We start from the raw sequence: 16,043 nt of genomic DNA on the forward strand, positions 1-16,043 counted from the left end.
TCCTATGTCTGCCGGTTCTCCGGCCGCGCGGGGCGGCCGGAGCCTGGCGGAACCCGCGCCCGACTGACGCCGGGCGAGCTTGAGCCTTCGCTACTTGGCCTTTTCCAGGATCTCCACGAGCCGCCACCGCTTCGTGGCGGACAGCGGCCGGGTCTCCATGATCAGGACCCGGTCGCCGATGCCGGCGGTGTTCTGCTCGTCGTGCACCTTCAGCTTGCTGGTACGGCGCATGATCTTGCCGTACAGCGCGTGCTTGACCCGGTCCTCGACCTCGACGACGACGGTCTTTTCCATCTTGTCGCTGACCACGAGGCCCTCACGCACCTTGCGGCGGGCCCGCGCGGCGGCGGTGGTGTTCTCGCTCATGATGCAGTCACCTCAGTCGGCGCGGCCGAGAGACCCAGCTCGCGCTCACGCATGATCGTGTAGATCCGGGCGATCTCCCGACGGATGACCTGCAGCCGCCGGTTGTTGTCCAGCTGCCCGGTTGCGGCCTGCACGCGGAGGTTGAACAGCTCCGCCTTGGCCTCGCGCAGCTTCGTGACCAGCTCCTCCTCGGAGAGCTCACGCAGCTCGGAGGCCTTAACGCCCGCTGCCATCAGGATTCACCCACTTCGCGCGTAACAATGCGGCACTTCATCGGGAGCTTGTGGATCGCGCGACGCATCGCCTCTCGCGCGATCTGCTCGTTGGGGAAGGACATCTCGAAGAGAACCCGCCCCGGCTTCACGTTGGCGACCCACCACTCGGGCGAACCCTTACCGGAACCCATCCGGGTCTCGGCAGGCTTCTTGGTGAGGGCCTGGTCCGGGAAGATCGTGATCCAGACCTTGCCACCACGCTTGATGTGGCGGGTCATCGCGATACGCGCCGACTCGATCTGGCGGTTGGTCACGTACGCCGGCTCGAGAGCCTGGATCCCGAACTCGCCGAACACCACCCGGTTACCACCCTTGGACGCGCCACTGCGGTCCGGGTGGTGCGGCTTGCGGAAGCCCTTCGGGGGCTTGCGCGGCATCAGCATCTGTCAGCCCTCCTGCTGCGTTTCTGCCGCGGCGGAGACGGCGGCGGGATCCACCGCGTCACCACTCGGCGTCTCGGCCTGCTGCGCGATGGTGGTCGCGGCGGCCCGGCCGGCCTCGGTGCCGCCGGCGGTCGTGCCGGACGAGCCGGACCGACCACGGCGCGGCCGCTCGGGGCGGTCGCCGCGCTCACGGCGCGGGCGCGACGGAGCCTCGGCCGGGGTCTCCCGACCCGGCACCGCGTCGCCCTTGTAGATCCAGACCTTCACGCCGATCCGGCCGAAGGTGGTACGGGCCTCGAAGAAGCCGTACTCGATGTTGGCCCGCAGCGTGTGCAGCGGAACCCGGCCCTCGCGGTAGAACTCGGTCCGGCTCATCTCGGCGCCGCCGAGACGGCCCGAGACCTGGACCCGGATGCCCTTGCAGACCGGGTTCTTCATCGCGGACTGCATGGCCTTGCGCATCGCCCGACGGAAGCTGACCCGGCTGGACAGCTGCTCGGCGACGCCCTGGGCGACGAGCTGCGCGTCCGACTCGGGGCTCTTCACCTCGATGATGTTCAGCTGGACCTGCTTGCCGGTCAGCTTCTCGAGCTCGCCGCGGATCCGGTCGGCCTCCGCACCCTTACGGCCGATGACGATGCCCGGCCGGGCGGTGTGGATGTCGACGCGGACCCGGTCCCGGGTGCGCTCGATGTCGACCTTGGAGATGCCGGCACGCTCGAGGCCCTTGGACATCATGCGGCGGATCTTGACGTCCTCGCCGATGTAGTCCTTGTAGAGCTTGTCCGCGAACCAGCGGGACTTCCAGTCGGTCGAGATGCCGAGCCGGAACCCGTGCGGGTGAACCTTCTGACCCATTACTCGGCGCCCTCCGTCTTGCTCTGCGTCTCAGCCGGCTCCGCCTGCTTCGCCGGGGCCGCCTTCTTCGCCGCGGCCTTCTTCGGCGCGGCCGGCGCCACGGCCTCGACCGCGACGGTGATGTGGCAGGTCCGCTTGCGGATCCGGTACGCCCGGCCCTGCGCCCGCGGCTGGAACCGCTTCATGGTCGGGCCCTCGTCCACGTACGCCTCGCTGACGAGCAGCGCGTCGGGGTCCAGCCGCTCGTTGTTCTCCGCGTTGGCGATCGCGCTCGCGAGCACCTTGTACACCTGCTCGCTCGCAGCCTGCGGCGCGAACTGCAGCACCGTGAGCGCCTCCTTCGCGGGCAGGCCGCGGACGAGGTTGACCACCCGGCGCGCCTTCATCGGCGAGATGCGCACGTGCCGCGCAACCGCCCGCGCGCCCGGAAGCACCGGAGCGTCGCCCTTTCCTGGCATCGCTGTAACCCCTTGTTCCTCTATCCGTATGCCCGCGGCGTCAGCGCCGACGGCTCTTCCGGTCGTCCTTCTCGTGACCCTTGAACGTGCGGGTCAGCGCGAACTCGCCGAGCTTGTGCCCGACCATCGCCTCGGTCACGAACACCGGGACGTGCTTGCGTCCGTCGTGCACGGCGATCGTGTGACCCAGCATCTCCGGGATGATCGTCGAGCGCCGCGACCAGGTCTTGATGACGTTCTTCGAGCCCTTGTCGTTCTGCGTCTCCACCTTCTTGAGCAGGTGGTCGTCGACGAACGGGCCCTTCTTCAGGCTGCGAGGCATGTCTTATCTCCCTCAGCCGCGCTTACGCGTGGCGTAGCGGCGGCGGACGATCAGCCGGTCACTCGGCTGGCCCTTACGACGGGTGCGGCCCTCGGGCTTACCCTGCGGGTTGACCGGGTGGCGACCGCCGGAGGTCTTACCCTCACCACCACCGTGCGGGTGGTCGACCGGGTTCATCGCGACACCACGGACGGTCGGGCGCTTGCCCTTCCACCGCATACGGCCGGCCTTGCCCCAGTTGATGTTCGACTGGTCGGCGTTGCCGATCTCGCCGATGCTGGCGCGGCAGCGCACGTCGACCCGCCGGATCTCGCCGGACGGCATGCGCAGGGTCGCGTACGCGCCCTCGCGGCCGAGCAGCTGGATGCCGACGCCGGCCGAGCGGGCCAGCTTGGCGCCGCCGCCCGGACGCAGCTCCACGTTGTGGATCGTGGTACCGACCGGGATGTTGCGCAGCGGCAGGTTGTTGCCCGGCTTGATGTCGGCGCCCGGACCGGACTCGACGGCGTCGCCCTGCTTCAGGTCCTTCGGCGCGATGATGTAGCGCTTCTCGCCGTCGGCGTAGTGCAGCAGCGCGATGCGCGCGGTGCGGTTCGGGTCGTACTCGATGTGGGCGACCTTCGCCGGCACGCCGTCCTTGTCGACCCGCTTGAAGTCGATCAGACGGTACTGCCGCTTGTGACCGCCACCGTGGTGCCGCGTGGTGATCCGGCCGTGGGCGTTGCGTCCGCCCTTCTTCGGCAGCGGAGCCAGCAGCGACTTCTCGGGCGTCGACCGGGTGATCTCGGCGAAGTCGGCGACGCTCGAGCCACGCCGGCCCGGCGTCGTCGGCTTGTACTTACGGATAGCCATTGTCTACACCCCTCAGCTGACCGGGCCGCCGAAGGCCTCGATACGGTCACCGTCAGCCAGCTTCACCATCGCCCGCTTGGTGTCCTTGCGCTTGCCGAACCCGGTACGGGTCCGCTTGCGCTTGCCCTCGCGGTTGAGCGTGTTGACCGTCAGGACGCGGACGTTGAAGATCTGCTGGATAGCGATCTTGATCTCGGTCTTGTTCGCGTCCGGGTGCACCAGGAAGGTGTACCAGTTGCGGTTCAGCTCGCTGTAGCTCTTCTCCGAGACGACCGGCGCCACGATGATGTCGCGCGGGTCGGCGATCGTGCTCACTTGCCACCCTCCTCGGTGGTCTCGGCGGGAACACCGAGGAACTCGTCCAGGGCGTCCTTCGTGAAGACCACGTCGTCGGCCACCAGCACGTCGTACGTGTTGAGCTGGCCGGCTTCGATCAGGTGCACCCGCGGCTCGTTGCGCAGCGACACCCAGTTCAGCTCGTCGGTGCTGCTCAGCACGACCAGCACCCGGCGGGCGTCGGTCAGCTTGGTCAGCGTGGCCAGGGCGGCCTTGGTCGACGGCTTCTCGCCCGAGACGAACGCCTCGACGACGTGCACCTGCCCGGCGCGGGCCCGGTCCGACAGGGCGCCACGCAGGGCGGCGGCCTTCATCTTCTTCGGGGTGCGCTGGCTGTAGTCGCGCGGCACCGGGCCGTGCACCACGCCACCGCCGGCGAACTGCGGCGCGCGGATCGAGCCCTGCCGGGCACGACCGGTGCCCTTCTGCTTGTACGGCTTCTTGCCGCCGCCGGCGACCTCGCCGCGGGTCTTGGTCTTGTGCGTGCCCTGCCGGGCCGCCGCGAGCTGGGCCACCACGACCTGGTGCATCAGCGCGACGTTGGCCTGGACGTCGAAGATGTCGGCGGGCAGCTCGACGGAGCCGCTCTTGTTGCCTTCGACGGTGAGGACGTCAACGGTGGTCACTTGGCCGCACCGCCCTTCTTCGCCTTGGTCTTGGCCGCGGTACGGACCAGGACCAGCGCGCCCTTCGGGCCGGGAATGGCACCGCGGACGAGCAGGAGGTTGTTCTCGGTGTCGACCGCCTGGACGGTCAGGTTCTGGACGGTGTAGCGCACGCCACCCATCCGGCCGGCCATCCGGGTGCCCTTGAAGACACGGCCCGGGGTGGCGCAGGCGCCGATGGAGCCCGGCGAGCGGTGCTTGCGCTCGACACCGTGGCTGGCGCGCAGACCGTGGAAGCCGTGCCGCTTCATCGGGCCGGCGTAGCCCTTGCCCTTGGTCTTGCCCGTCACGTCGATCGAGACACCGGCCGGGAACTCCTCGACCGTGACCTCCTGGCCGAGCGAGTAGTCCGCCGCGTCGGCGGTGCGCAGCTCGACGATGTGCCGGCGCGGCGCGACGTCGGCCTTCGCGTAGTGCCCGCTGATCGGCTTCTTGACCTTGCGCGGGTCGATCGTGCCGTACGCCAGCTGGACCGCGGAGTAACCGTCCTTCTCGGCGCTACGAACCTGGCTGATGACGCACGGGCCGGCCTGAACCACGGTCACGGGGACAACTCGGTTGTTGTCCCAGACCTGGGTCATGCCGAGCTTTGCGCCCAGGATCCCCTTGACTTGCCTGTCCATTTGTCCGGTCCCTACAGCTTGATCTCGATGTCGACGCCAGCCGGCAGGTCGAGGCGCATGAGCGAGTCGACCGTCTTCGGGGTCGGGTCGATGATGTCGATCAGCCGCTTGTGCGTGCGCATCTCGAAGTGCTCGCGCGAGTCCTTGTACTTGTGCGGCGAGCGGATAACGCAGAAACGGTTGATCTCCGTGGGCAGCGGCACCGGGCCCGCGACCTGCGCCCCGGTACGCGTCACCGTCTCGACGATCTTCCGAGCCGAGGAGTCGACGACCTCGTGGTCATAGGCCTTGAGCCGGATGCGGATCTTCTGTCCCGCCATGGTGGCTTCTGTTCCTTCTCTCGATGCCGCTGTGTTGCGGGCGCCTGTACCGGCTGGTACAGGCCCTCTTCGCCGACCCCCGCGGTCGGGCGTGTCGCGCCCTCGGGCCAGGCTCCGCCCCGGGACTCCGGAGCGGTTCTGACCGCGCGGTGGGTCAAGGCGCCGATCGCACTACCGCGACCTGAACGCCGTGCGAGGGTGGTTGGCGGGCGCGCCGCCAACCACCCTACGCCCGACTGTCCTGCAGCCCGGAGGTTCAGCGGAAGCCGAACACGGGCAGCGAACTGTCGTTACGCAACCTGACTAGTATGCCGCACGACCGGCGGCGGGTCTAATCGGGGTTACCTAGCTCACTTGATGATCTTGGTGACGAACCCGGCGCCGACGGTGCGGCCACCCTCGCGGATCGCGAACTTGAGGTTCTCCTCCATGGCGATGGGCTGGATCAGCTTCACCGTCATGGTGGTGTTGTCACCCGGCATGACCATCTCGGTGCCCTCGGGGAGCGTGACGACACCGGTGACGTCCGTGGTCCGGAAGTAGAACTGCGGACGATAGTTCTGGAAGAACGGGGTGTGCCGGCCGCCCTCCTCCTTGGAGAGGATGTAGACCGTCGCCTCGAACTCCGTGTGCGGGGTCGTGGTGCCCGGCTTGATGACGACCATGCCGCGCTCGACGTCCTCGCGCTTGATGCCACGCAGCAGCAGACCGACGTTCTCGCCCGCGCGGGCCTCGTCGAGCAGCTTGCGGAACATCTCGATGCCGGTGCAGGTGGTCTTCATCGACTTCTCGCGGATGCCGACGATCTCCACCTCCTCGTTCGGCTTGAGGATGCCGCGCTCCGCGCGACCGGTGACGACGGTGCCACGACCGGTGATCGTGAAGACGTCCTCGATCGGCATCAGGAACGGCTTGTCGGTCTCGCGCTCCGGCTGCGGGATCGCGGTGTCGACAGCGGTCATCAGGTCCAGCAGCTTCTGGGTCCACTCGGGGTCACCCTCGAGGGCCTTCAGCGCCGAGACCCGGACGACCGGCAGGTCGTCACCCGGGTACTCCTGCGAGGAGAGCAGCTCACGGACCTCGAGCTCGACGAGCTCCAGGAGCTCCTCGTCGTCGACCATGTCGCTCTTGTTGAGCGCCACGACGATGTACGGCACGCCGACCTGGCGGGCCAGCAGCACGTGCTCGCGGGTCTGCGGCATCGGGCCGTCGGTCGCCGCGACCACCAGGATCGCGCCGTCCATCTGCGCGGCACCGGTGATCATGTTCTTGATGTAGTCGGCGTGACCGGGGCAGTCGACGTGCGCGTAGTGCCGCGCCTCGGTCTGGTACTCGACGTGCGCGATCGAGATCGTGATGCCGCGGGCCTTCTCCTCCGGCGCCTTGTCGATCTCGTCGAACGGCGTGTACGGGTTGAGGTCCGGGTACTGGTCGTGCAGGACCTTGGTGATGGCCGCCGTCAGCGTCGTCTTACCGTGGTCGATGTGACCAATGGTGCCGATGTTGACGTGCGGCTTAGTCCGCTCGAACTTCGCCTTCGCCACTGGTGTCCTCCTGTGGACTTCTTGGTTCGTTCGCCCCGGCGCGCCGGTCGGCGCTTAGGACTCTGTCGACAGCCTTTCCGGCCTGGCGGCCGGAGAGCTTTGGTGGGTTCTGCGGCGATGAAGCCTACAGGCCCGGTCTCACGCGTTCCGACCGAGGTGGCCGCGGGCGGGAGCACCCTCCCGCGACCGCCCCGGATCATCGATCACGTCAGATGAGGGTCACTCACCCGTCGCCTTGGCGATGATCTCCTTCGCGACCGAGGCCGGAACCTCCGCGTAGGAGTCGAACTGCATGCTGTAGCTAGCCCGGCCCTGGGTCTTCGACCGCAGGTCGCCGACGTAGCCGAACATCTCCGACAACGGCACCAGGGCCCGGACGACGCGGGCGCCGCTGCGCTCCTCCATCGCCTGGATGATGCCACGGCGGGAGTTGAGGTCGCCGATGACGTCACCCATGTTCTCCTCAGGAGTGGTGACCTCAACGGCCATCATCGGCTCGAGCAGCGCGGGGTCGGCCTTGCGGGCCGCCTCCTTCATCGCCATCGAGCCGGCGATCTTGAACGCCATTTCCGACGAGTCGACCTCGTGGTACTGGCCGTCCACCAGGGTGAGCTTGATGCCCACCAGGGGGAAGCCGGCGAGGATGCCGTACTGCATGGCGTCCTGCGCGCCCGCGTCCACCGACGGGATGAACTCCCGGGGGATGCGGCCACCGGTCACCGCGTTGGCGAACTCGTAGGTCGGGGCGTCGTTGCCCAGCGGCAGCGGCTCCAGGCTGATGATCACCCGGGCGTACTGGCCGGAGCCACCGGTCTGCTTCTTGTGGGTGTACTCGACCTTCTCCACCTTGCGGCGGATGGTCTCGCGGTACGCCACCTGCGGCTTACCGATGTTCGCCTCGACGTTGAACTCGCGGCGCATCCGGTCGACCAGGATGTCCAGGTGCAGCTCGCCCATGCCGGAGATGACCGTCTGACCGGTCTGGTCGTCCAGCTTGACGCGGAAGGTCGGGTCCTCCTCGGCCAGCCGCTGGATGGCGGTGCTGAGCTTCTCCTGGTCGGCCTTGGTCTTCGGCTCGATGGCCACCTCGATGACCGGCTCCGGGAAGGTCATCGACTCCAGGATGACCGGGTTCGCCGGGTCGCACAGGGTGTCACCGGTGGTGGTCTGCTTGAGACCCTGCACCGCGATGATGTCGCCGGCCTGGGCCGAGCTGCGCTCTTCCCGCTTGTTGGCGTGCATCTGGTAGATCTTGCCGATCCGCTCCTTGCGGTCCTTGGTGGAGTTGACCACCTGGGAGCCGGACTCGAGCGTCCCGGAGTAGATCCGGACGTAGGTGAGCTTGCCGAGGTGCTTGTCCGTCTGGATCTTGAAGGCCAGGCCGGAGAACGGCTCGGACACCGACGGCTTGCGCTGCATCGGGGTCTCGCCGTCGGTGGCCGTGCCCTCGATCGCCGGGATGTCCAGCGGCGACGGCAGGTACGCGACGACCGCGTCCAGCATCGGCTGGATGCCCTTGTTCTTGAAGGCGGTACCGGTGAGGACCGGGTTGGCCTTGCCGGCGATGGTGGCCCGACGGATGGCGGCCTTGATCTCCTCGACGGAGATCTCCTCGCCCTCCAGGTACTTCTCCATCACCGCGTCGTCGACGTCGGCCAGGGTCTCCACCAGCTTCTCGCGCCACTCCGCGGCGGAGTCGGCGAGGTCGGCCGGGATCTCCTCGACCGCGTAGTCCTCGCCCTTCTGGGTCTCGCCGCGCCAGGTGAGGGCCCGCATCTCGACCAGGTCGACCACGCCGATGAAGTCGGACTCGGCGCCGATCGGGATCTGGAGCACCAGCGGGGTGGCGTTGAGCCGGTCGATCATCATCTGCACGCAGCGGAAGAAGTCGGCGCCGGTCCGGTCGAGCTTGTTGACGAAGCACATCCGGGGGACGTTGTACTTGTCGGCCTGGCGCCAGACGTTCTCCGTCTGGGGCTCCACGCCGGCGACACCGTCGTAGACAGCGACCGCACCGTCCAGCACCCGCAGCGACCGCTCGACCTCGACCGTGAAGTCGACGTGGCCGGGCGTGTCGATGATCTGGATCGTGTGGCCCTTCCACTCACACTTGGTGGCAGCGGAGGTGATGGTGATACCACGCTCCTGCTCCTGCTCCATCCAGTCCATGACGGCGGCGCCCTCGTGGACCTCACCGATCTTGTACGTGATACCGGTGTAGAACAGGATCCGCTCGGTGGTAGTGGTCTTACCGGCATCGATGTGCGCCATGATGCCGATGTTGCGTACGTTGGCGAGCGCGTCTGCGGCGGCCACTTCAATCCCTACTTATCGTCGTCTCGACACAACTGGTGGCGGTTCCGGCGCCACGCGGGCGCCGGAACCAGGGTGTTACCAGCGGTAGTGCGCGAAGGCCTTGTTGGACTCGGCCATCTTGTGCGTGTCCTCGCGCCGCTTGACGGCGGCACCGAGGCCGTTGCTCGCGTCCAGCAGCTCGTTCATCAGCCGCTCGACCATGGTCTTCTCGCGCCGGGCCCGGGAGTAGGTGACCAGCCAGCGCAGGCCCAGGGTGGTCGCCCGGGCGGGACGGACCTCGACCGGGACCTGGTAGGTGGCGCCACCGACACGGCGGCTGCGCACCTCGAGGGTCGGCTTGACGTTGTCCATCGCCCGCTTGAGGGTGACGACCGGGTCGGTGCCGGACTTCTCACGGCAGCCCTCGAGGGCCGCGTAGACGATGCGCTCGGCGAGCTGACGCTTACCGCGCAGCAGGATCTTGTTCACCAGCTGGGTGACCAGCGGCGAGTTGTACACCGGGTCAGCGACCAGCGGCCGCCGCGGAGCGGGTCCCTTACGCGGCATGTCAGCTCTTCTCCTTCTTCGCGCCGTAACGGCTGCGCGCCTGCTTGCGGTTGCGGACACCCTGGGTGTCCAGCGAGCCGCGGACGATCTTGTAACGCACGCCGGGGAGGTCCTTCACACGACCGCCGCGGACGAGCACGATCGAGTGCTCCTGCAGGTTGTGTCCGACACCCGGGATGTAGGCGGTCACCTCGATCTGGCTGCTGAGCTTGACACGAGCGACCTTGCGCAGCGCCGAGTTCGGCTTCTTCGGGGTGGTGGTGTACACGCGGGTGCACACGCCGCGCCGCTGAGGGGAACCCTTCAGCGCCGGGGTCTTGGTCTTGCTCGTCTTCGCCTGGCGGCCCTTTCGGACCAGCTGCTGGATCGTGGGCACCGGGTTTCTCCGCTCCCTTCGACCGCCGGGTGGCGGCCGCGCCGTCTGCCGTAGCCGACCTGATGACCGGCTCTCCTACATTCCGACCAGGGCCACCTCGCGGCGGTCCCGGCACCCGCGGTCGGGCGTGTCGCCCAGCTCACGGTCCCGGCGCCGACGCTCACGCGTGTCGACCGGGGTCTTTCACCGACACACGGCAGGCCGCGCGTCGGGTCTTTGGCTTTGTCGTGCTCCCACGCGATCTCCGGCTCGCCGGATCCAGCGCACGCACGAGTTGCCCGGGCTTGCCCGGGCACAAGGGGAAAGAGTACCTACCACAACCGCACAGGTCAAAACGGAGGGGCCGGCGTAGCGTCTCACCCGCCCGCCGATCGAACCCGTCGCGCCTGCCCGCCCGTGATGGGCACCTACGGACACAAGTGTACCGGCTTCCCCAGGAAGCGGGCCGGCGACCCCGGGCCGGCCCGGTTCACGCCCGCCGCCGTGGCGGCGCGCCCGCCCCGCGCCCGTGGCGGCACGTCACGCCAGCGCCACCAGCAACGCCAGCCCCAGCCCGAGCAGGCTGAGCAGCAGGCCCGCGCCGCCGCAGCTCACCCCGGCCACCGCCAGCCCTCGCCCGGTGAAGCGGACCGCGGGGGGCGGGGCCACCCGGCGGATCTGCCGCAGCCCGAACAGACCGGCCAGCACCGCGCCCGCGCCCGCCAGCACGCCCAGCACCGTGAAGGCGCCGGCGGCCCACGCGCCGCCCATGCCGGCCGCGGCGCCGAAGCACACCACCAGCAGCGCGACGAGGACCGAGACGATCCCGGCCACCAGCGAGCCGACGGCGAGGCCGGAGGTGACCGGCGGCACGTCGAGGTGCACCACGCCGAACGGCGTGCCGGCGACCGCCTCGACCCGCTTCGGCGGGCGGGCGGGCTCCCGCGGCGGCGGAGGTGTCAGCGGCGCGGGGACCGGGCCCGTACCCCAGCCGGGACCCGGGCCGTGGGGCGCGCCCCAGGCGCCGGCCGGGGGCGACGGCTGCGGGTGCCCCGTGCCGGCGGGCGGGGCGCCCGCGTCGGGACGCGCCCACTGCCCCGCGCCGGGCGGGGCGGGGTCCGGGTTCGCGGCGGGGGGCGCCGCGGGATCACTGCCCGGGAAGCGCGCCGGTTCCGTCACGGGTCCTCCTGTCGACTCCTCGGCGTCCACCGCCGCGCGACGGACACGGTCAGGCTACCGCCGGCGGCCGGGCGGTCCGCCCCCGGCGGGACCCGGTCCCCCCGTCGATCAGTCCACGTTCGGCGCGAAGTCCTGCCCGTAGGGCGCGTCGGCGAGGCGGACCAACCCGATCACCACCGCGGCCACCACGCTGACCGCGACGAGGAACAGGCCCGTCCAGGCCAGCCGCTCCCCCTGGCGCAGCCAGGCGGCGCCGGTGAGGAAACCCTCCGAGGCGTACGCCTCCCGACGCGCCTGCCGGGCGAGCTGGAGCGCCACCGTGGCGGGCACCACGCCGCCGATGAACAGGCCGGTCAGCGCGCCGATCAGGCCCAGCGCGAAGACCGCCTTCGCCTTGGTGGCCCGGGCCGGATCCGGGTCGAGCGGGTGGCGCGGCGGCCCCGCCGGGACGACGGGCGCCTGCCCGGGTGCGGTCGTCATGCCCACCATCATGCCCCGGCCGTGCCGCAACGGACCGGCCGATCCCCGGGACGCGACGAGGCCCCCGGCGGGTGCCGGGGGCCTCGTCGTCCGTGCTGGTTAGCGGTACGACCCGAAGTCGAAGTCGTCCAGCGGAACCGCCTGGCCGCTGGCCGGCCCGAAGCCGTAGTCGGTCTCCGGGTAGCCGGTCATCGAGTAGACCTTGGCCTTCGCCTCCTCGGTCGGCTCGACCCGGACGTTGCGGTACTTGCTGATGCCCGTACCGGCCGGGATGAGCTTACCGATGATCACGTTCTCCTTGAGGCCGACGAGCGAGTCGCTGCGCGAGTTGATCGCCGCGTCGGTCAGCACCCGGGTGGTCTCCTGGAAGGAGGCCGCCGAGAGCCAGGAGTCGGTGGCCAGCGAGGCCTTGGTGATACCCATCAGCACCGGGCGACCGGCGGCGGGCTCGCCGCCCTCGGAGACGAGTCGGCGGTTCTCCGACTCGAACAGCGCCCGGTCGACCAGCACACCCGGCAGGAACTCGGTCGAGCCGGAGTCGATCACCGTCACCCGCTTGAGCATCTGGCGGATGATGATCTCGATGTGCTTGTCGTGGATGAGCACACCCTGCGAGCGGTAGACCTCCTGGACCTCCTGGGTCAGGTGGACCTGGACCGCGCGCGGGCCGAGGATGCGCAGCAGCTCGTGCGGGTCGATGGTGCCCTCGGTGAGCTTCTCGCCGACCTCGACGTGATCGCCGTCGTGGGTCCGCAGCCGGACCCGCTTGGAGATCTTGTCGTAGACGATCTCGTCGCTGCCGTCGTCCGGCACCACGATGATCTTCCGCGACCGCTCGCCGTCCTCGATCCGGATCCGACCCGGGGTGTCGGCGATGGGCGCCTTGCCCTTCGGGACCCGGGCCTCGAAGATCTCCTGGACACGGGGCAGACCCTGGGTGATGTCCTCACCCGCGACACCACCGGTGTGGAAGGTACGCATCGTCAGCTGCGTACCCGGCTCACCGATCGACTGGGCGGCGATGATGCCGACCGCCTCGCCGACGTCCACGGTCTTGCCGGTCGGCAGCGAGCGGCCGTAGCACGCGCCGCAGACGCCCAGCTTCGACTCGCAGGTGAGCACGCTGCGCACCCGGACCGTCTCCACCCCGGCGGCGACGATCTTGTCGACCAGGATCGAGTTGATGTCCTGGCCCCGCTCGGCGACGACGGTGCCGTCCGGGCCCTTGATGTCGTCGGCCAGCGTCCGCGCGTGCACGCTGGTCTCGGCGTGCTCGTGCACGACCAGCTTGCCGTCGAGCCGCTCGCCGATCTGCATCGGGATGGCGCGGTCGGTGCCGCAGTCCTCCTCGCGGATGATCACGTCCTGCGAGACGTCCACCAGACGTCGGGTCAGGTAACCCGAGTCGGCGGTACGCAGGGCGGTGTCCGCGAGACCCTTCCGGGCACCGTGCGTGGAGATGAAGTACTCCAGCACGGACAGACCCTCCCGGTAGCTGGCCTTGATGGGCCGCGGGATGATCTCACCCTTCGGGTTGGCCACCAGACCACGGATCGCCGCGATCTGCCGGAGCTGGAGCAGGTTACCGCGGGCACCCGAGTTGATCATCTTCCACAGCGGGTTCTCCTGCGGCAGCGCGGTGTCCATCTCCTTGGCGACCTCGTTGGTCGCCTTGGTCCAGATCTCGATGAGCTCGCCGCGGCGCTCCTCGGCGGTCATCAGACCACGCTGGTACTGCTTGTCGATCCGGTCGGCTTCCTTCTCGTACCGCTCCAGGATCTCCCGCTTGCGCGGCGGAGCGATGACGTCCTCCATGCCGATCGTCACGCCGGACCAGGTGGCCCAGTGGAAACCGGCCTCCTTGAGCCCGTCCAGGGTGGCCGCGAGGGCCACCTTGGGGAAGCGCTCGGCGAGGTCGTTGACGATCGCGGAGAGCTGACCCTTGCGGATCTCGTAGTTCACGAAGCGGTAGCCCTGCGGCAGCGTCTCGTTGAACAGCACCCGGCCGAGGGTGGTCTCCACGGTCAGCGGGTCACCCTCGACCCAGCCCTCCGGGGCGGTCCACGGCTCGCCGCCGGCGCCGTTGTCGACCCCGACCACGCCGCGCAGCCGGATCTTCACCGGGGCCTGCAGGTGCAGCTCGCCGTTGTCGAAGGCCATCCGGGCCTCGGCGTCCGAGCTGAACGCCCGGCCCTCGCCCTTCTCACCGGCGGTGAGGTGGGTGAGGTGGTAGAGACCGATGACCATGTCCTGGGTGGGCATGGTGACCGGCTTGCCGTCGGCCGGCTTGAGGATGTTGTTCGACGACAGCATCAGGATCCGCGCCTCGGCCTGGGCCTCGGCGGACAGCGGCACGTGCACCGCCATCTGGTCACCGTCGAAGTCGGCGTTGAACGCGGTGCAGACCAGCGGGTGGATCTGGATGGCCTTGCCCTCGACCAGCTGCGGCTCGAATGCCTGGATGCCCAGCCGGTGCAGGGTCGGCGCCCGGTTCAACAGGACCGGGTGCTCGCCGATGACCTCTTCCAGCACGTCCCACACGACCGGCCGCTGCCGCTCGACCATCCGCTTGGCGGACTTGATGTTCTGTGCGTGGTTGAGGTCCACCAGCCGCTTCATCACGAACGGCTTGAACAGCTCCAGCGCCATCTGCTTGGGCAGGCCGCACTGGTGCAGCTTGAGCTTCGGGCCGACCACGATGACCGAACGGCCGGAGTAGTCGACGCGCTTGCCCAGCAGGTTCTGGCGGAACCGGCCCTGCTTGCCCTTGAGCATGTCGGACAGCGACTTGAGCGGGCGGTTGCCCGGGCCGGTGACCGGCCGGCCGCGGCGGCCGTTGTCGAACAGCGCGTCGACGGCCTCCTGGAGCATCCGCTTCTCGTTGTTGACGATGATCTCGGGCGCGCCGAGGTCGATCAGCCGCTTGAGGCGGTTGTTCCGGTTGATCACGCGGCGGTACAGGTCGTTCAGGTCGGAGGTCGCGAAGCGGCCACCGTCGAGCTGCACCATCGGGCGCAGGTCCGGCGGGATGACCGGGACGCAGTCCAGCACCATGCCGAGCGGCGAGTTGCGGGTGTTCAGGAACGCCGCGACCACCTTGAGCCGCTTGAGCGCCCGGATCTTCCGCTGGCCCTTGCCGGAGCGGATGGTCTCGCGCAGGCTCTCGGCCTCGGCGTCGAGGTCCATGTTCTGGACCAGCGCCTTGATGGCCTCGGCGCCCATGCCGCCGGTGAAGTACTCGCCGAACCGGTCGCGCAGCTCGCGGTAGAGCAGCTCGTCGGTGACCAGCTGCTTCGGCTCCAGCTTGCGGAAGGTGTCGAGCACCTCGTCCAGGCGGTCGATCTCGCGCTGGGCCCGGTCGCGGATCTGGCGCATCTCGCGCTCTCCGCCCTCCTTGACCTTGCGCCGGACGTCCGCCTTGGCACCCTCGGCCTCCAGCTCGGCCAGGTCGGCCTCGAGCTTGGCGGCCCGCTTCTCGATCTCCGAGTCGCGGCTGTTCTCGGCCTGCCGCTTCTCGGCCAGGATCTCGTTCTCGATCGTCGAGAGGTCGCGGTGACGCGCCTCGGCGTCCACGCTCGTCACGACGTACGAGGCGAAGTAGATGATCTTCTCGAGGTCCTTGGGGGCGAGGTCCAGCAGGTAGCCCAGCCGGCTCGGCACGCCCTTGAAGTACCAGATGTGGGTCACCGGAGCGGCGAGCTCGATGTGGCCCATCCGCTCACGACGGACCTTCGACCGGGTCACCTCGACGCCGCAGCGCTCGCAGATGATGCCCTTGAAGCGGACCCGCTTGTACTTACCGCAGTAGCACTCCCAGTCCCGCTGCGGACCGAAGATCTTCTCGCAGAAGAGCCCGTCCTTTTCCGGCTTCAGGGTGCGGTAGTTGATCGTTTCAGGCTTCTTGACCTCGCCGTGCGACCACTGACGGATGTCGTCGGCGGTGGCGAGGCCAATGCGCAGCTCGTCGAAGAAGTTGACGTCGAGCACTATGTCCCCTATGTCGTCGTCTGTACTGCTAGCTAGTGGGTGGGGTGGGGGGGCCGCGGGCCGGCGCCCCCCCCCCCCCCCCCAACCCCCACCCCCCCCCCGCGCGGCCGCCCGGGGACCGGGGAGGCCCCCCACAACCACCGCCCCCCAACCCCCAACCCGGGGGGGGCGCCACACA

18 protein-coding genes are annotated in these 16,043 nt (G+C 69.1%); all 18 read right to left on the reverse strand.

Annotated features, from left to right (window positions below):
• Nucleotides 1-90: 90 nt before the first annotated feature.
• Nucleotides 91-366 carry a 30S ribosomal protein S17 gene (gene rpsQ, locus ACGF7U_RS11935; RefSeq protein WP_088998356.1) on the reverse strand — a complete coding sequence of 92 codons (276 nt, stop codon included), beginning with the start codon at nucleotides 364-366 and terminating at the stop codon, nucleotides 91-93.
• Nucleotides 363-599 (reverse strand): 50S ribosomal protein L29, encoded by a 237-nt coding sequence (gene rpmC / locus ACGF7U_RS11940; RefSeq protein ID WP_007073028.1) that lies wholly within the window; start codon nucleotides 597-599, stop codon nucleotides 363-365. The genes rpsQ and rpmC overlap by 4 nt, the downstream gene beginning before the upstream one ends.
• Nucleotides 599-1,024, reverse strand: coding sequence for a 50S ribosomal protein L16 (gene rplP / locus ACGF7U_RS11945; RefSeq protein ID WP_007465292.1), 426 nt, complete (start codon nucleotides 1,022-1,024; stop codon nucleotides 599-601). Before rplP ends, rpmC begins: the two co-directional genes overlap by 1 nt.
• Before the next feature lie 3 nt (nucleotides 1,025-1,027).
• On the reverse strand, nucleotides 1,028-1,882 hold the full coding sequence (gene rpsC / locus ACGF7U_RS11950) for a 30S ribosomal protein S3 (RefSeq protein WP_091102569.1): 855 nt from the start codon (nucleotides 1,880-1,882) through the stop codon (nucleotides 1,028-1,030).
• Entirely contained in the window at nucleotides 1,882-2,340 is a 459-nt protein-coding gene (gene rplV / locus ACGF7U_RS11955) for a 50S ribosomal protein L22 (RefSeq protein ID WP_091102565.1), read from the reverse strand. Before rplV ends, rpsC begins: the two co-directional genes overlap by 1 nt.
• 40 nt (nucleotides 2,341-2,380) lie before the next feature.
• Nucleotides 2,381-2,662 (reverse strand): 30S ribosomal protein S19, encoded by a 282-nt coding sequence (gene rpsS, locus ACGF7U_RS11960; RefSeq protein ID WP_007073032.1) that lies wholly within the window; start codon nucleotides 2,660-2,662, stop codon nucleotides 2,381-2,383.
• Nucleotides 2,663-2,674: 12 nt separating this feature from the next.
• Nucleotides 2,675-3,514, reverse strand: coding sequence for a 50S ribosomal protein L2 (gene rplB, locus ACGF7U_RS11965; protein ID WP_046567215.1), 840 nt, complete (start codon nucleotides 3,512-3,514; stop codon nucleotides 2,675-2,677).
• Nucleotides 3,515-3,526: 12 nt separating this feature from the next.
• A complete protein-coding gene (gene rplW, locus ACGF7U_RS11970; protein WP_076466668.1) occupies nucleotides 3,527-3,829 on the reverse strand; it encodes a 50S ribosomal protein L23 in 303 nt (100 codons plus the stop codon).
• The gene (gene rplD, locus ACGF7U_RS11975; RefSeq protein WP_393105608.1) at nucleotides 3,826-4,476 is read right to left on the reverse strand and encodes a 50S ribosomal protein L4; all 651 of its coding nucleotides are present in this window, start codon (nucleotides 4,474-4,476) and stop codon (nucleotides 3,826-3,828) included. Before rplD ends, rplW begins: the two co-directional genes overlap by 4 nt.
• Nucleotides 4,473-5,138, reverse strand: coding sequence for a 50S ribosomal protein L3 (gene rplC / locus ACGF7U_RS11980; RefSeq protein WP_393105610.1), 666 nt, complete (start codon nucleotides 5,136-5,138; stop codon nucleotides 4,473-4,475). Before rplC ends, rplD begins: the two co-directional genes overlap by 4 nt.
• A gap of 11 nt (nucleotides 5,139-5,149) precedes the next feature.
• Complete coding sequence (gene rpsJ, locus ACGF7U_RS11985) at nucleotides 5,150-5,458, reverse strand: 30S ribosomal protein S10 (protein WP_007073037.1); 309 nt, start codon at nucleotides 5,456-5,458, stop codon at nucleotides 5,150-5,152.
• A gap of 350 nt (nucleotides 5,459-5,808) precedes the next feature.
• On the reverse strand, nucleotides 5,809-7,002 hold the full coding sequence (tuf, locus tag ACGF7U_RS11990) for an elongation factor Tu (protein ID WP_393105612.1): 1,194 nt from the start codon (nucleotides 7,000-7,002) through the stop codon (nucleotides 5,809-5,811).
• Nucleotides 7,003-7,221: 219 nt separating this feature from the next.
• On the reverse strand, nucleotides 7,222-9,318 hold the full coding sequence (fusA, locus tag ACGF7U_RS11995; protein WP_393105614.1) for an elongation factor G: 2,097 nt from the start codon (nucleotides 9,316-9,318) through the stop codon (nucleotides 7,222-7,224).
• A gap of 75 nt (nucleotides 9,319-9,393) precedes the next feature.
• Nucleotides 9,394-9,864, reverse strand: a complete 471-nt coding sequence (gene rpsG, locus ACGF7U_RS12000; protein ID WP_046567226.1) for a 30S ribosomal protein S7 — start codon at nucleotides 9,862-9,864, stop codon at nucleotides 9,394-9,396.
• A gap of 1 nt (nucleotide 9,865) precedes the next feature.
• Nucleotides 9,866-10,240: a 30S ribosomal protein S12 gene (gene rpsL / locus ACGF7U_RS12005; protein WP_014440718.1), complete on the reverse strand. Its 375-nt coding sequence runs from the start codon at nucleotides 10,238-10,240 to the stop codon at nucleotides 9,866-9,868.
• Nucleotides 10,241-10,759: 519 nt separating this feature from the next.
• Entirely contained in the window at nucleotides 10,760-11,182 is a 423-nt protein-coding gene (locus ACGF7U_RS12010; RefSeq protein ID WP_393106249.1) for a hypothetical protein, read from the reverse strand.
• Nucleotides 11,183-11,506: 324 nt separating this feature from the next.
• Nucleotides 11,507-11,878 (reverse strand): hypothetical protein, encoded by a 372-nt coding sequence (locus tag ACGF7U_RS12015; RefSeq protein WP_393105616.1) that lies wholly within the window; start codon nucleotides 11,876-11,878, stop codon nucleotides 11,507-11,509.
• A gap of 99 nt (nucleotides 11,879-11,977) precedes the next feature.
• The gene (locus ACGF7U_RS12020) at nucleotides 11,978-15,865 is read right to left on the reverse strand and encodes a DNA-directed RNA polymerase subunit beta' (RefSeq protein ID WP_393105618.1); all 3,888 of its coding nucleotides are present in this window, start codon (nucleotides 15,863-15,865) and stop codon (nucleotides 11,978-11,980) included.
• Nucleotides 15,866-16,043: the final 178 nt, after the last annotated feature.

The organism is Micromonospora sp. NPDC047670 (assembly GCF_043204915.1).
In the GTDB taxonomy this organism is placed as follows: Bacteria; Actinomycetota; Actinomycetes; order Mycobacteriales; family Micromonosporaceae; genus Micromonospora.

Bases quoted from the DNA above. Each gene is read 5' to 3' on its own strand.
- rplP (WP_007465292.1), bottom strand. From the start codon at position 1,024: ATGCTGATGCCGCGCAAGCCCCCGAAGGGCTTCCGCAAGCCGCACCAC.
- rplV (WP_091102565.1), bottom strand. From the start codon at position 2,340: ATGCCAGGAAAGGGCGACGCTCCGGTGCTTCCGGGCGCGCGGGCGGTT.
- rpmC (WP_007073028.1), bottom strand. From the start codon at position 599: ATGGCAGCGGGCGTTAAGGCCTCCGAGCTGCGTGAGCTCTCCGAGGAG.
- rplC (WP_393105610.1), bottom strand. From the start codon at position 5,138: ATGGACAGGCAAGTCAAGGGGATCCTGGGCGCAAAGCTCGGCATGACC.
- rpsS (WP_007073032.1), bottom strand. From the start codon at position 2,662: ATGCCTCGCAGCCTGAAGAAGGGCCCGTTCGTCGACGACCACCTGCTC.
- rpsQ (WP_088998356.1), bottom strand. From the start codon at position 366: ATGAGCGAGAACACCACCGCCGCCGCGCGGGCCCGCCGCAAGGTGCGT.
- rpsC (WP_091102569.1), bottom strand. From the start codon at position 1,882: ATGGGTCAGAAGGTTCACCCGCACGGGTTCCGGCTCGGCATCTCGACC.
- ACGF7U_RS12015 (WP_393105616.1), bottom strand. From the start codon at position 11,878: ATGACGACCGCACCCGGGCAGGCGCCCGTCGTCCCGGCGGGGCCGCCG.
- rpsJ (WP_007073037.1), bottom strand. From the start codon at position 5,458: ATGGCGGGACAGAAGATCCGCATCCGGCTCAAGGCCTATGACCACGAG.
- rpsG (WP_046567226.1), bottom strand. From the start codon at position 9,864: ATGCCGCGTAAGGGACCCGCTCCGCGGCGGCCGCTGGTCGCTGACCCG.
- rplB (WP_046567215.1), bottom strand. From the start codon at position 3,514: ATGGCTATCCGTAAGTACAAGCCGACGACGCCGGGCCGGCGTGGCTCG.